General features: G+C 68.8%; 15 protein-coding genes. 6 read left to right on the forward strand and 9 right to left on the reverse strand.

The annotated features are described in order from the left end of the window. Nucleotides 1–124 precede the first annotated feature (124 nt). Nucleotides 125–988, forward strand: a complete 864-nt coding sequence (locus ACIHAX_RS24060; protein WP_397279648.1) for an LLM class flavin-dependent oxidoreductase — start codon at nucleotides 125–127, stop codon at nucleotides 986–988. Between the two features lie 2 nt (nucleotides 989–990). Here ACIHAX_RS24060 and ACIHAX_RS24065 read toward each other — a convergent pair whose 3' ends face one another. Genes ACIHAX_RS24065 through ACIHAX_RS24080 form a run of 4 tightly spaced genes read right to left on the reverse strand, consistent with a single transcriptional unit; the run spans nucleotide 991 to nucleotide 3692 of the window. After that, nucleotides 991–1839 (reverse strand): polyphosphate kinase 2 family protein, encoded by an 849-nt coding sequence (locus tag ACIHAX_RS24065; protein ID WP_355071859.1) that lies wholly within the window; start codon nucleotides 1837–1839, stop codon nucleotides 991–993. 34 nt (nucleotides 1840–1873) lie between these two features. Continuing rightward, nucleotides 1874–2599, reverse strand: coding sequence for an ESX secretion-associated protein EspG (locus ACIHAX_RS24070; protein WP_355071861.1), 726 nt, complete (start codon nucleotides 2597–2599; stop codon nucleotides 1874–1876). After that, nucleotides 2596–3258, reverse strand: a complete 663-nt coding sequence (locus tag ACIHAX_RS24075) for a hypothetical protein (RefSeq protein ID WP_355071862.1) — start codon at nucleotides 3256–3258, stop codon at nucleotides 2596–2598. Before ACIHAX_RS24075 ends, ACIHAX_RS24070 begins: the two co-directional genes overlap by 4 nt. Nucleotides 3259–3299: 41 nt before the next feature. Then, a complete protein-coding gene (locus ACIHAX_RS24080; RefSeq protein ID WP_397279650.1) occupies nucleotides 3300–3692 on the reverse strand; it encodes a hypothetical protein in 393 nt (130 codons plus the stop codon). A gap of 177 nt (nucleotides 3693–3869) precedes the next feature. On the opposite strand from ACIHAX_RS24080, the gene ACIHAX_RS24085 reads away from it, so the two are divergent. Then, complete coding sequence (locus ACIHAX_RS24085) at nucleotides 3870–4616, forward strand: GntR family transcriptional regulator (protein ID WP_397279652.1); 747 nt, start codon at nucleotides 3870–3872, stop codon at nucleotides 4614–4616. Between the two features lie 61 nt (nucleotides 4617–4677). Then, complete coding sequence (locus tag ACIHAX_RS24090) at nucleotides 4678–4869, forward strand: hypothetical protein (RefSeq protein ID WP_356962625.1); 192 nt, start codon at nucleotides 4678–4680, stop codon at nucleotides 4867–4869. 141 nt (nucleotides 4870–5010) lie between these two features. Here ACIHAX_RS24090 and ACIHAX_RS24095 read toward each other — a convergent pair whose 3' ends face one another. Then, nucleotides 5011–5901: an SDR family oxidoreductase gene (locus ACIHAX_RS24095; RefSeq protein ID WP_397279654.1), complete on the reverse strand. Its 891-nt coding sequence runs from the start codon at nucleotides 5899–5901 to the stop codon at nucleotides 5011–5013. A 318-nt stretch (nucleotides 5902–6219) separates the two neighbouring features. Between ACIHAX_RS24095 and ACIHAX_RS24100 the strand changes: the two genes are divergently transcribed. Together ACIHAX_RS24100 and ACIHAX_RS24105 are read left to right on the forward strand one after the other, a co-directional pair. Then, nucleotides 6220–6990, forward strand: a complete 771-nt coding sequence (locus ACIHAX_RS24100; protein ID WP_397279656.1) for a hypothetical protein — start codon at nucleotides 6220–6222, stop codon at nucleotides 6988–6990. A 124-nt stretch (nucleotides 6991–7114) separates the two neighbouring features. Continuing rightward, a complete protein-coding gene (locus ACIHAX_RS24105) occupies nucleotides 7115–7663 on the forward strand; it encodes a TetR/AcrR family transcriptional regulator (RefSeq protein ID WP_397279689.1) in 549 nt (182 codons plus the stop codon). Here ACIHAX_RS24105 and ACIHAX_RS24110 read toward each other — a convergent pair. The 4 genes from ACIHAX_RS24110 to ACIHAX_RS24125 all read right to left on the reverse strand — a co-directional run bounded on the left by ACIHAX_RS24110 (nucleotide 7660) and on the right by ACIHAX_RS24125 (nucleotide 11890). Further along, on the reverse strand, nucleotides 7660–8295 hold the full coding sequence (locus tag ACIHAX_RS24110) for a class I SAM-dependent methyltransferase (protein WP_364424360.1): 636 nt from the start codon (nucleotides 8293–8295) through the stop codon (nucleotides 7660–7662). The genes ACIHAX_RS24105 and ACIHAX_RS24110 overlap by 4 nt on opposite strands. Nucleotides 8296–8308: 13 nt before the next feature. Then, complete coding sequence (locus ACIHAX_RS24115; protein ID WP_397279658.1) at nucleotides 8309–9559, reverse strand: saccharopine dehydrogenase family protein; 1251 nt, start codon at nucleotides 9557–9559, stop codon at nucleotides 8309–8311. Nucleotides 9560–9595: 36 nt separating this feature from the next. After that, nucleotides 9596–11008 (reverse strand): AarF/ABC1/UbiB kinase family protein, encoded by a 1413-nt coding sequence (locus tag ACIHAX_RS24120; RefSeq protein ID WP_355071875.1) that lies wholly within the window; start codon nucleotides 11006–11008, stop codon nucleotides 9596–9598. A 213-nt stretch (nucleotides 11009–11221) separates the two neighbouring features. After that, nucleotides 11222–11890 carry a TetR/AcrR family transcriptional regulator gene (locus ACIHAX_RS24125; protein ID WP_355071877.1) on the reverse strand — a complete coding sequence of 223 codons (669 nt, stop codon included), beginning with the start codon at nucleotides 11888–11890 and terminating at the stop codon, nucleotides 11222–11224. 249 nt (nucleotides 11891–12139) lie between these two features. Here ACIHAX_RS24125 and ACIHAX_RS24130 point away from each other — a divergent pair, with 249 nt between their 5' ends. Further along, nucleotides 12140–13483 (forward strand): DUF445 family protein, encoded by a 1344-nt coding sequence (locus tag ACIHAX_RS24130; protein WP_355071879.1) that lies wholly within the window; start codon nucleotides 12140–12142, stop codon nucleotides 13481–13483. Nucleotides 13484–13540 lie beyond the last annotated feature (57 nt).

Consider the following 13540-nt stretch of genomic DNA (forward strand, 5'->3'; position numbering starts at 1 on the left):
TCCCCGCGTGATCGGCCCACAGCCGCCATCATCGTCGGCCTACCTGAGAGATTCCGTAAAACAGGGCGTAGCGGCGCTTCGGAAGGCGCCGATACGGCCGGGGGCAGGCGGTATGAATGGTGGGATGACTGTTCTCGGTGTTGTGTTCCGCCCGCAAAATCCCCCCGAACTGCTCCGCGAGGCGACCCGCGTGGCCGAGACGACGGGGCTGGAGGAATTGTGGCTGTGGGAGGACTGCTTTCTGGAAAGCGGGATCGCCACCGCCGCAGCCGCGCTGGCCTGGACCGAACGGCTGCGCGTCGGCATCGGGCTGTTGCCCGTACCGTTGCGCAACGTCGCGCTCACCGCCATGGAAGCGGCGACGCTGCATCGGCTGTTCCCCGACAGGCTGATCCTCGGTGTCGGGCACGGCGTCCAGAGCTGGATGGGGCAAGTCGGCGCACGCGTGGAGTCGCCGGTGACCCTGCTCGGCGAGCACCTGTCCGCGCTGCGCGCGCTACTGGCCGGTGAGCGGGTCACCACCTCGGGGCGCTACGTGCGCCTCGACGCCGTCGCACTGGACTGGCCGCCCGCTCGAGCGCCGAAGGTCTACGCGGGCGCGCGCGGCCCACGGTCGATCCGGCTGTCCGGCGAGCACGCCGACGGCACCCTGCTCGATTCCGTCACCGACGCCGACGGCGTACGCGCCGCCCGCACGCTGATCGATGCGGGTCGCGCCGCCGCGGGCCGCACCGACCGGCACGAGGTGATCGCGAATCTACTCGCGGTGACCGGTCCGGACGCCGAGGCTCGCCTGGCCGCCGAACGGACGCCGGAGCACGCGCCCGGCGCGGGCGTCGCCGGTGACGCGCACGCGGTCGCCGGAGCCGTCACGCGGCTGGCCGAGGCGGGCGCCGACACGGTCGTCCTGCAGACCACCGCCGACGACACCGACCCGGCCGCGTTCATCCGCTTCGTGGCGGAGGAGGTCAGGCCGCTGGTCCGCTGACGTTATGCCCGCGCCAGCCGCCGCTTCTGCTGTTCGACGTCGAAGGTCGCCGGGGGCCAGTCGAGGTCGAGCCGCTCGAGGGCCGCGATCAGCAACTCGGTGACGGCGAGGCGGGAGAACCACTTGCGGTCGGCGGGCACGACATGCCAGGGCGCGTACTCGGTGGACGTGCGGTCCAGCACCGCCTGGTACGCGTCCTGGTAAGCGGGCCAGAACGCGCGCTCGTCGATGTCGGACGGGTTGAACTTCCAGAATTTGTCAGTGCGTTCCAGCCGCTCGGCCAGACGCCGCTTCTGTTCGTCGAGCGAGACGAACATGGCCACCTTCACCAGCGAGGTGCCCTCGTCCACCAATTCCTGCTCGAACGCGTTGATCTCGTCGTAGCGCGGCTCCCACACCGTCGGCGGCACCAGATTGTGTACCCGCACCACGAGCACGTCCTCGTAATGCGAGCGATCGAACACACCGAGCTGACCCGCGCGCGGCAGTGCCTTCCGGATGCGCCACAGATAGTGATGGCGGCTCTCCTCCGGCGTCGGCACCCCGAACGCGGCGTGGTCCACGCCCTGCGGATCGACCGATCCGATGACGTGCCGGACGATGCCGCCCTTGCCCGCTGTGTCCATGCCTTGCAGGATCAGCAGCACGTTGCGCCGGTCGCCGCCGGCCCGGCCGTTGGCGTACAGCTTCTCCTGCAGATCCGACAGCACCTGGGCGCGTTCGGCGAGCAAGGGCACGCCCGCCTTCTTGCCGCCGGTGAACCCCGGCGTCCCGGAGGTGTCCAGCTCGGCTACGCGCAAGCCATCGGCTCGCATGGCCTCGGTGGGCGGCACCGTCCACAATTTCGGCATGGCTCCAACCTAACCGCGTGGCGGTTCGGCCACGTCACACTTGCGCGAGCCGCAGTAACTGGGTGGCGAATTCCTCGTCCGCCACCGGGGTGAGGATGAGATCGTGCGCGGTGGTGAGCAAGTAGCGACCGTCGCCGGTGAAGTCCAGCCAGGTGCGATGGCGGGTGGGCGGGGACATCGGGTTCTCCGGCTCCACCGTGACGGTGATGAAGCCACGCCCGTCCACCGGCTTACGCAGGGTTTGGCGGAACTTCGCCGCGCCGCGATGACCGTTGGTGACGAACGGCTCGGTGCGATCCGGATTCAGCACCGCGTCCTGCGGCTCCCGCATCGGGGCGAGCTTGCCCGGTCGCGCCGAGCCGATGATCTGCACCAAGCGTTCGCCCACGGCACGGGCGTGGCACATCTGTACGGTCACCCGGTCCGGTGTGGCGACCAGGATGCCCGCGTGGTTGTGCACCACCGCGGCGAACGCGAGGATCCGTTCGGTCTCGGACCCGCTGCCGTTGCGCGAGAGCGCCGAACGCTCGCCCGAGACGGTGATGGTGGTCGCGTCGTTGCGCGCGCAGAGCACCAGCGCGGCGGCGAGATCAGGATCGGCTTGGCGGGCGAAGCGCTGCGGCAGATGGAGGGCGTGGTACTCCGACTCGGTCCGCGCGGTGGCCGAAGGGACCATGTTGACCGGGTAGGGCCTACGGTCCAGGCTCGTTTCGTTCGTCCAGACATGCGTGAACTCGTCCGGGGTGAGCACCCATTTCACCGTGCGCCGCCTCCGCGCGCGGAATCCGGATCGCCGGGTGCGTTGTCGGCCGCCGAACCTTCCTGCGGCCGGGGGAATCGGGGAACGCGGTCGCCGGTGGCGGGCATCGTCGGGGTGTAGACGTAAGTCATCGTGTCCCGGACATCCGCTTCGATGTCTGCCGCCGCACTATCGTGTTCCATCCTACGTTTTCCACCGTAAACCGCTTCTGCGGCCGGGTCCGCCAGCGGCCGATACCGCTGCGGCGGCGCGATCGCGCCCCGGACCGTCTGCGCGGCATCGCTATTCAACTCCATCAGCCGAGCGACCGCCCGGCACACGTCGTGCGTATCCCCGCCCGCGCGGACGAACTGCCTGGTCGCGCTCACCGCGGCGTCGGCTGCCCGGCCCGACCAGCGCGCGAATTCCCGGTTGGTGGCATCGGAGAAGGCTTGGAACGCTTCGGCCACCGCGGTCGCGTTGGCCTGCCATGCCGCGGCGATCCGGCCCAATGCCGCCGGATCGAGCGCTTCGTGCACCAGCTCCCAGATCTGCTGGTGGGTGTAGGCGCCGAACAGTTCCCGATCCGGCGCGTAGGCGGGATCGGTTGCGTCGTCGGTGAATCCGGCCAGTTCCTGCCGGATGCCGTCGGCGGCGGCGCGTGCCGTGGAGTCTGCCATCCGTCGTCCCCCTCAGTCGGTCCCGGCGCGCGGGTGCGCGCTCAACGGGGCTCCAGATAGTCGGCGACCAGCCGCAGTGCGGCCTGATTCGCCGCCTCGGCGTCGGCCAGCCGATTGGCCGCAGCGAGATATGCGGCCTTGAACAGCAGCGCCGTTTCCTGGAACGCGGCCAGGGTGTCCAGGTATTGCCTTCCCTTGGCGGAGAACCCGCGGGTGAGGCCGTGCCCGGTCGGCAGATCGGGGAAGCCGGTCACCTCGGTGACGAGGTGTTCGCCCGCCATCGCGCGGCCCAGATCGTCGACCAGTTGGTCGCACGCGGCGGCGAGATTCTCCGCGACCGCCGTGTCCAGCTCGAACCTATCGCTCCCGCCCGCGCCGATGGCCGCCGCGTACAGCTCGCGCGCCGTCCCCTGTCCGGTATCGGGTACCGCCACGTGGAAGCCCCCTTCCGCTCGGTCCTGTTCGTACCGCGCTGTACTGGATTCGCACTTTACCGGGCGGTTCAGCGCGGCGGACCGCCTCGGTACGGGCTTGTGTGAAGGCCTCTGCGCCCGTCTCCGCCGTTGTTACACTGACCAGCGGTCCGAGGGGCGGTGTGGGGAAGGCGACCGGTGGCCGGAATCGATGGCGTAGTCCCGAAGTATCTGCAGATCTCGGGGCATCTGCGGGATCTGATCGAGCGTGGGGAGTTGGCTCCCGGCGCCGAGGTGCCGTCCGAGCGCGAACTCGCCGTCCGCTGGAAGGTCGCCCGGCCCACCGCCGCCAAGGCGCTGAACACGCTGCGGCAGCAGGGAATCGTCACGTCACGTCGTGGGTCGGGCACCTACGTGGCCGAACGCTCGGCGCTGATGCGCGAGAGCGCGCCCCGATACGGATCGTCCGCGTCCCAGCCCGATTCGGTGACCGTGCTGGGAGCTGAAATGGTGGAAGGACCGCAGGAGGTCACCGAATCGCTCGGTCTCCCAACGGCGAGTCCGGTGATCAGTGTGAAGCTGTTGTACGAGAACGGCTCCGGGGCGGTTCGGCTGGTCGCATGCTGGTATCCCGGTGAATTCGCCGCGGCCGCCACGCTGGTGCACGGGACGGTGCCCGTGCCGGGCGGAGTCGTGCGGTATCTGGAGGCCGTGATCGGCCGCGCCGCCGCAGTCGTGCGTGAGAGCGTCGGCGCCCGGCTGGCCACGGATGACGAACGCCGCCGTCTCGCGCTCCCGCATCCGGCGGCGGTGCTGGTCGTGCACCGCATCGGTCTGGACGTCCGCGGCGTCGCGCTGGAGTACCGCCAGAGCGTCCACCCGCCCGGCCGCCCGATCATGGAGCACGAGTATCCGGCCAGGTCAGCGACCGATTTCCGCCGTTGACACTCCTGTGCCGCAACTGGCATAGTCCACTTGTCGGAAGTATCGAAGGGTGGGAGGGGCGATGTCCGATCAGTTGACCGTCGGCGGCTGGGTGGTCGTGGGGGAGCAGTGCTCGGTCCGCTTGGCCCCGGTACCGCGCGACGACTTCCTGGCCTTCGTGTTCGAAAGCAGCGGAACCGAATTCGAATTGGCCTTGGCGCCCGCGATCCTGCACCGCATGGTCGATCTCGGGACCGCCCCGTCCGCGCCGTGACATCGGCGAGCCACCACCGCGGCGGATCGCCTTACGCGCACCGTGGGTCGCGGCGGTTCCTGCCGACGCCTGCGGAACAAGCTGATCTCGAGGCCGAAAAGTCAGTGCGGTGCGTGCTTCGGCTATCTCCGCGGTTGTGTTCTACGCGTCGATGAAAAGGTCGTTGGCGAGCGCGCCGGAGCCCGGTACGACTCGGTAGTGGTCCAGGTCGGTGCGGCCATGGGAAGCGAGGACATCCTCGTCGAGGAGGAGCCGGCCGGTGTAGGTCGCGGCGGGGCTGGTCACGATCAGCAAAGCGGCGTCCGCGCAGATGAACGGGTTGCGGGACGCGGCGACGGCTTCCGCGCCGCCGAGCAGATTGCGAACCGCGGCGGTGTCGATCTTCGTGCGCGGCCACAGGGAGTTCACGGCGATGCCGTAGGGCCGGAACTCGTGTGCCAGACCGACGGTGGCGATGCTGACACCGTATTTGGAGACGGTGTAGGCCACGCCGTTGCCCACGTGCTCGGGGTTCATGTTGAGCGGCGGGGAGAGGGCGAGGATATGTGGATTCCGCCCGGCCGTCGCCGCGGCGCGCAGATGCGGCAGCGCCAGCTTGGACAGCAGGAACGGCGCGCGGAGATTGACGGCTTGCATGTGGTCGTAGCGCTGCATGCCGATCTGCTCGGCGCCGGTGAGATCGACCGAACCCGCGTTGTTGACCAGGATGTCGATGCCGCCGAAGCGCTCGGCGATCCGATCGACCGCCTCCGCCATCGCCTTGTCGTCGCGGACATCCGCCACCAGCGGCAGTACCGCGCCACCCGCGGCCTCCGCTTCCGCGGCGGCCGTGTGGATGGTGCCGGGCAGCTTGGGGTGCGGCTCCTGGGTGCGGGCGATCATCGCGACGTTCGCCCCCTCCGACGCGAACCTGATCGCGATCGCCAGGCCGATGCCACGGCTCGCCCCGGTGACAACGGCGGTCCTTCCCGCGAGCAGATCCCCGGTGGCCTCTCCTCGGGCGGACGCGGGCGTGGGTAGGGGACTGTTCATGGCGGGGTCCTCTGGCTGGAATACGCGATCTTGTGGAGTGAGGCTAGCTGGCATTCGCCGGGAGCGTGACAGATCCGTTGTCCCCGAGCTGTTTACAGCGGCTTGCGGGCGGTTGCTCGCCGTGCCCGATGGGACGATCGAAGCCGGTGCGTCCATACGCGGCAGTGGTTGAAAAAGCAATTGGATTTTCTCGGCGATCCGGGGAACCGAGAGCAGTCGGGATGCGTCCAATAACAGTGACGACCTTTTGAACGATGCACAGGCGGGCCTGGGGGTGAGGGGATCGGTGCGATGTCGGACGCGAACAACGGAGGTGCGATGGCGATCCGGACGGTGCCGCAGCCTCCGTTCCCGCCGGGGTTGCTGGCCGATCTGCATGCCGGCAATGTGACGGCCGCGCAGCGCGAGCAGTTGTGGCCGATCGTCTCGCGTGATCCGCAGGCGGTGCGGTATCTGCGCGGGCTGGATGAGATCAGCGCGGAATTGGGTGCACTGAGCCGGGAGGAACGCGTCATCCACTCCATGCCCGAGGACGTCACCGCCCGGCTGACCGAATTCATCGAAGCGCTCCGATCACCCCAGGACACCACGGTCCACGCGATCGCGCGCGGGCGGGCGGGCGAGGCCCGGCTCGATATCGGATATTCCCAACGCGGCACGGCTCCCTCGGTCGCTGTCGACGAGCATCGCCGCGCCAGGGCGCGCTGGTTCGCCGCGGCAGCCGCGGCGATCGTCGCCCTTGCCGCAGCCGGCTCGGCCGTCTCGACGATGGACGGCCGTGACCGCCCAGCCCCCACCGCGCGACCCGCCATCGGAAATGACGAAGTCACCGCCACCATGGCCCTCGGCGCGCTGGGCCGCCACGCCGTCAGCGGCTCCCTCTCCGACCCCGAAGCGCTGCAACGCTGTGTCCACGCGAACGGGCTCGACCGCACCGTCCTCGGCTCGGCCGACATCGCGTTCCAGGGCGGCGACGCGGTGCTCATCCTGCTCAACGGCCCGCACCCGCCCGCCGTCACCGCGTTGATCGTCGGAACCGGCTGCGATACCGGTGACCCGCAGCGCCGGGTATTGCAGGACATCGGCTGACCGCGCGTGGCGGGTCACGCTCCACCGCGCACGGCCGCGCGCACGCCTGCGCGCGATAGGCTATGACAGTCGTCATGAACATGGGAGGAGAAAGGTGGCCGAAACGCCGCAGGCGCGGGATCGAATGGTGGCAGGCGCGGCCGACATGATCCGCCGCCGCGGTCTGAACGCGACCAGCGTGCGGGAACTGGCCAAGCACGCCCAGGCTCCGCTGGGATCCACCTACCACTACTTCCCCGGCGGCAAAGCGCAGCTGGCGGCCGAAGCCGTGCGCTTCGCCGATGCGCTGGCCGCCCGCAAACTCGCGCAAGGGCTGCCCGCCGGGCCGGTCGCGGGATTGCGGTCGTTCGTCGACATGTGGCGAAAGATTCTGGCGGACAATGATTTCCAAGCCGGCTGCCCGGTGCTCGCGGTCGCGATCGAGGGCCCGGGGGACGACGACGAGCCGCAGCGGGCCGCCGCGGCCGCGTTCGAGAACTGGACCGGTCTGCTGACGCGGTCGTTGCGCGACCACGGCGCGAGCGAGGCCGACGCCGAGCGGACCGCCACCCTGATCGTCGCCGCGGTCGAGGGCACGGTGGCGATGTGCCGGGTGGAGCGCAGCACCCTTCCGCTCGATCGGACCGTGGACAAGCTCGAGTTCCTGATCCGGGCCGTCACCGCGGAGGTCTAGTGCGCGGGCTTCGTCGCGCTGACGTACTGGAGCAGGCGATGGACCCGCTGGTCGATCTCCACCAAACCCTCCTCGGCGAACAGGGCGGGAAAGGTCCGGGCGCCGAACACCCGCAGCCCGCTCAAACCGCCGACCACGCGGCTCATCTCACCGATGGGGTTGGCCGCCCGGTGGCTGGTGGTGATGGCGATCCGGCCACCGGGAGCGAGAACGCGAATCATCTCGCGAGCGGCGACGAGTGGGTCCGGAATGAGGTAGAGCGCGCCGAAACAGCAGACCGCGTCGAAGGTTCCGTCCGCGAACGGCAGCCTGCGCGCGTCGCCGCGGAGATACCCGACGCGCGGTCCGGCGTTGTCCGCGACGGCGCGCGCCAGCATCGGCTCCGAGTAGTCCACGCCGATCGCATAGCCCTCGCCGGACAGCGCCTCACTCAGGTATCTGGTGAAATTGCCCGGTCCGCAGGCGATGTCGAGCACCTTCTGCGCGCCGCCGAGCCGCAGGGCGGTGACCGCGTCACGGCGGTCGGACGCGGTCGTCCGCCCACTGGCGAGATAGAACAGCGCCGGCCGCCATGCGCGTTCGTACACCGCGGCGAGCGCGGGGGCATTCATCGTCTTGCGTGCGAGATTCACCGGAGCGCGTCCCTCAGGCGCGGTCGACGGTGATCGTCATGCCCGCCGCGCGCAGTCGCTCGGTGAGGGCGTCGCCCATCGCCGCGGCCGGGGTGAGAATGCCCGCGAGTTCGGGTTGCTTCTCCGTGTCGAACGCCAGGCACAGACCGCTCTCGCCGAGCAGTACGGCGGTGGCCTGGTATCCCGGGTCGCCGGTGCCGGAGAAGGTGGCCACGTACTTCGCGCCCGAGGTGGTGTGCGCGAACGTCTTCATGCTGAACCAGCCGCTCTTGCGGGCCTGCTCGCTCGGTCCGGTGCCCGGCTTGGGCAGCACGCGATCGAGCAGCTTGCGACCCGCCGATGCCCGCGACAACAGCGCCCCCGCGGTCATGCCCGCCACGATGCCGCCCGCCATGCCCGCCGCTACCAGCGGCGCCACCCGGGACTTCCCCGCGCTCATCACTTCGCGGTAGCGGAAGTTCTTGCCGTACACCCAGCCGAGCAGGCCGTTGCTGCGGCGCACGATCTTGGTGTTGTGCGCGGCCATGACGAACGTGCTGACCCATCCGTCCAGGCTGGGGTCGATCGAGCTCGCCCGCGACAGCGCCTGATCGGACTGGCGGCCGACGTCGGGATCCATCGACCTGTCCGGGCTCAGCGAGTACGGGTGCGACATCACCTTGCCCTTGGCCGGGTCGGCGGCGATCGCCTCCATCATGGCGCGGCCGGAATCGATGGTGCCGCCGCTGACGCCGCCCTTGAGCGAAGCCACCAGCGTGACGTCGACGAGCTCACCGGTGTTGTCCTCGACCGTGCGGCGGTAGAGCTGATACACGCTCAGATCGGACGGAATCGAGTCGTAGCCGCAGGAATTCACGATCTTCGCGCCCGTGGCGACGGCCTGTTCGTGATAGTTGTCGATGGCGTCGCGGATGAACAGCGGCTCGCCGGTGAGGTCGGCGTAATGGGTTCCTGCCTTCGCGCACGCCGCCACCAGCGGCATCCCGTAGCGCAGGTACGGGCCGACGGTGGTGACCACGACTTTGGTGCGCGCCGCCAGCTCGTCGAGCGCGCTCTGGTCTGTCGAGTCGGCCACCACCAGACCCCAGTTCGCGGCCGTCGAGCCGAGGTCGTCGCGTACGGCGGTCAACTTGTCCAGCGATCGTCCCGCCAGCGCGATTCGCGCGGATTCCGGCGCGGCCTCGGTGAGATATTCCGCGGTCAGCTTGCCGACGAAACCCGTCGCGCCGAAGAGCACTAGGTCGAATTCCCGTGTGTCTGCCATGGTCTTCCGTTCTGCGGTCGTGCCGCCGTTCGGCGGCTACTTGGTGGTCTTCTTGCGCGGCCGTTGCGGCGCGGCGCGCGGGCGGTCGGCGAGCCAGGCGTGATGGGCCCGGCCGAGCTCGGTGACCGGTGGTTCGTCGTAGAGCCATTCCCTGGAGATGCGATGCCAGTTCGCGGTGCAGCCGAGGTGACCGAGCATGCCGAAGGTCAGGAAGTCGGCGCGGCGGGAGAAGAGGTGCTCCGGCGGCAGATTCTGCTGCTTCATACCGGTGAACTCGCTGGCCCTCGGATCGACCGCGAGCAGGAAGGCGCCGCTGGCGAGCTCGGGAGTGATGGTCAGTTCCTCGTCGATCAGACACCATTCCGAGGCGGCCAGTACGTATTCCAGGCACTCCTCGGCGCCGATCTCCTGCGGCGAATCGATGACGCCGCGTTGGATCATCAACTCGCGCAGGTCTTCCGCGCGATCTTCTGCCGCGGCACGCAGACAGACCAGCTCGAATTGCACGTGCTCGGCGTCCATGCGGTTGAACAATCCGAAATCCAGGAAGCCGACCCGGCCGTCGTCGGCCAGCAGCACGTTGCCCGGATGCGGGTCGCCGCAGAATTCGTTGAAGGTGAACAGCGATCCCACGTAGAACCGGTAGATGATCTCGCCGATCCGGTTGCGCTCCGCTTGGGGCAGCTGCCGGATCTCTTCGAAGCCCTTGCCCTCCACGTATTCGGTGACCAGCACCCGCGTGGTGGAGAACTCCGGCAGCGAGCGCGGGACGATGACGAACGGATGCCCGGCGTACAACTCGGCGATCTGCAACTGGGTGGCCGCTTCGGCCCGGTAGTCCAGCTCGGCCTCCATGTTCAGCCGCAGCTCGTCCAGCACCGCGGGCGTCACCCACGGCATCGCGGACTGGAGCACGCGCCGGAACATCGCGAGATTCTTCAGATCCGCGCGTACCGCGGCATCGATGCCCGGATACTGCACCTTCACCGCGACCTGGCGGCCGTCGTGTAGTCGCGCGCGGTACACCTGGCCGATCGAGGCGGCGGCGACGGGCTCGGCGTCGAACTCGGCGAAGACCGCGTCGAGCGGCTTTCCGAAATCGTCCTCGATCACCTGGCGCATGGCCGCGAAGGAGACCGTCGGGGCCGCGTTGCGCAGCACGGCCAGGCGTTTCTGGAACCGCTCCCGATGGTCCTCTGGCACCAGATCCAGATCGAGCACCGACATCATCTGGCCGAGCTTCATGGCGACGCCCTTCATGGTGCCCAGCACCGTGACCACCTGCTCGGTGGTGCGGATCATCGATTCCTCGGCCATCTTCGCCCGGACGGCCTCGGATCTGCCCCGCATGGTCAACCGCGCGCGCTGGGTGCGAAGCACCGAACTGGCTGCCACCGCGCCCAGCTTCGTGCCACGAGCAAGCCGAGAGGTCGGTACTTGCTTCGCCATCGAGGTACCTCCGTTGGTGCCGCGGTCGGAGCGACGGACGCGGGCGGCAGCGTGCGGGACACCCGCACGGACCGCCGTCGAGTACGGCGCCTGCGGTGACGCAACGCACTCGGCGCACCGCTCGGGTTCAGACTAGCCAAGGATTCGGCAAAGTCGAGAGTGCTGGTGAACTTTTGCAAGCGCTCCAGCTAGCACCAGGGCCGATGGCTCGATTCAGTCTTGCGCCGGCGTCTCGGGGGCGGGCAGCACATGCTGCTGCGCGTTGAACGCGGCGGGCGAACCGCCCGCGCGGGCCATGCCCTCGATGGCGCTCCAGGCGAGCATGGTGAGGTAATCGATCACGTCCTCGCGGGACAGCGACTTGTTGGTGGTCCACCAGTGCGTGGCCAGCTGGATGCCACCGACCAGCACGTACGACGCCAGCGCGGCGCCCTCGGTCGCCACGCCCCGGTCCTTGGCGCGATCGGTGATCACCGCGCACACCACCTCGGCGAAGAGCTTCTCGAACTCCGCGAGCGAGGACTGGTCGGCCGAGCCGTTGCCCATGATGAAGCGGTAGACCTCGGGGTCCTCGTCGACCGTGCCGACGTACTCGGCCAGGGCCGAGCGCACCAGCTGGTATTCGTCCGCGTCCAGGCTGATCGCGCCGTACACCCGCGGCATCAGCGTGGTCTCGATGAACCGCTGCATGGTCGCGTGGACGAGGTCGTTCTTGTCGGAGAAGTAGCGGTAGAGCACGGTCTTGGAGACGCCGATCTCCGCGGCGATCTCGTCCATGCCCGCGTTGCTGCCGCGGGCGCGCACGGCGGCGAGAGTGCCGTCGACGAGTTCCTCCCTGCGGTCGATCTTGTGTTGCCGCCACCGGCGCTTGCGGCCGTCCATCCGGCCGCCGCGCACCGCCGACGGTCGCTCGCCGACATCGACAAGGTCTTCGGTGGACAGCGTGGGCTCCCTCGTTCGTAAGTGCTCCGGTAGCTACCAGCTTAGGTCCCCGATACCCGTGATATGCGCTTTTGAGGCCGGATGCGGTAGGAACCACAGTCCGGGCGTGTCCGGCGCCCGGCCCGTCCGGTTTGTGCGCAGGCACTCACCCCGCTCGCTCACTTCGCCGCGCACAGCAGAATGGGAGGCATGGAGAAAGCTCCCGGCAACACCGCGGTGCTGAACGCCCGGGGCGACCGCGCCGGAGACGCCGCCGCGCCCCTCGGCTTCGCCGCCGTGCTCGACGAGGCGGCCAAGCGTCGTGACCTCTGGCGGATGAAGGCGTTCGCCACCGGGCTGCTCGCCTTGGCCACCGCGATCTATCTGTTCTGCCGCTGGACCGAATCGCGCGGGGCGGGCGGCGACTGGGTCGGCTACCTGCGGGCCGCATCGGAGGCGGGCATGGTCGGCGCGCTGGCGGACTGGTTCGCGGTGACCGCCCTGTTCCGTCATCCACTCGGCCTGCCCATCCCGCACACGGCGATCATCCGGCGGAAGAAAGACCAGCTCGGCGCCAGTCTCGGTACGTTCGTGGGCACGAACTTCCTGGCGCCCGAGGTGGTGTCGGCCAAGGTGAACTCGGCGCAGATCTCCTGGCGGGTCGGGCGCTGGATGGCCGATCCGGGTCATGCCGCGCGCGTGGCGCAGGAGAGCTCGACCATCCTGCGCGCCGTCGTCGGCGTACTGCGCGACGAGGACGTGGAGCAGGTCATCGACAACACCATCGTCAAGCGGATCGCCGAGCCGCTGTGGGGTCCGCCGATCGGACGGGTGCTGGCGGAACTGCTCGCCGACAACCGGCAGTTGGCGTTGCTGGATCTGCTCGCCGAGCGCGCGCACCAGTGGGCGCTCGGATCCCAGGAGACGATCGATCGGATCGTGTTGCGGGACGCGCCGCAGTGGGCGCCGAAATTCGTCAACATCTTGCTTTCCGAACGGATCTACCGGGAACTGGTCGAGTTCACCTGGAAAGTCCGCTCCAATCCGGAGCACGAGGTCCGTCTCGCCGCGAACCGGTTCCTGGAGGAATTCGCCGAGGACCTGCAATTCGATGACGCCATGATCAAAAAGGCGGAGCGGATCAAGGCGCAGATCATGGGCCGGGAGGAGATCACCGGACTCGCGTCGGCCACCTGGCGCGCGGCGAAGCGGCTGATCCTGGAGTCCGCCGACGATCCGAGCAGCACGCTGCGGCGCAAGGTCGCCGAGAACGTGCAGCAGCTCGGCGAGCGCTTGCGCGACGACGCGGACATGCGGGCCAAGGTCGACAACTGGATCGATCGCGGCGCGCGCTACTTGGTGGAAAACTATGCCGGTGAGATCAGCACCCTGGTCACCGACACGGTTGCCCGGTGGGATGCCGAGGAAGCCAGCAAGAAGATCGAATTGCAGGTCGGCCGGGATCTGCAATTCATCCGCATCAACGGAACCGTCGTCGGTTCGCTTGCCGGACTGACGATCTACACGATTTCCCACTTGATGTTCGGCGGTTGATCCGCGGCGTGCGGAACGTTTGCCGAAACGCTGCTAGCAGACTGCTTGCAATAGCTA

Source organism: Nocardia sp. NPDC051929 (assembly GCF_044548645.1).
Taxonomy (GTDB): Bacteria; Actinomycetota; Actinomycetes; order Mycobacteriales; family Mycobacteriaceae; genus Nocardia; species Nocardia sichangensis.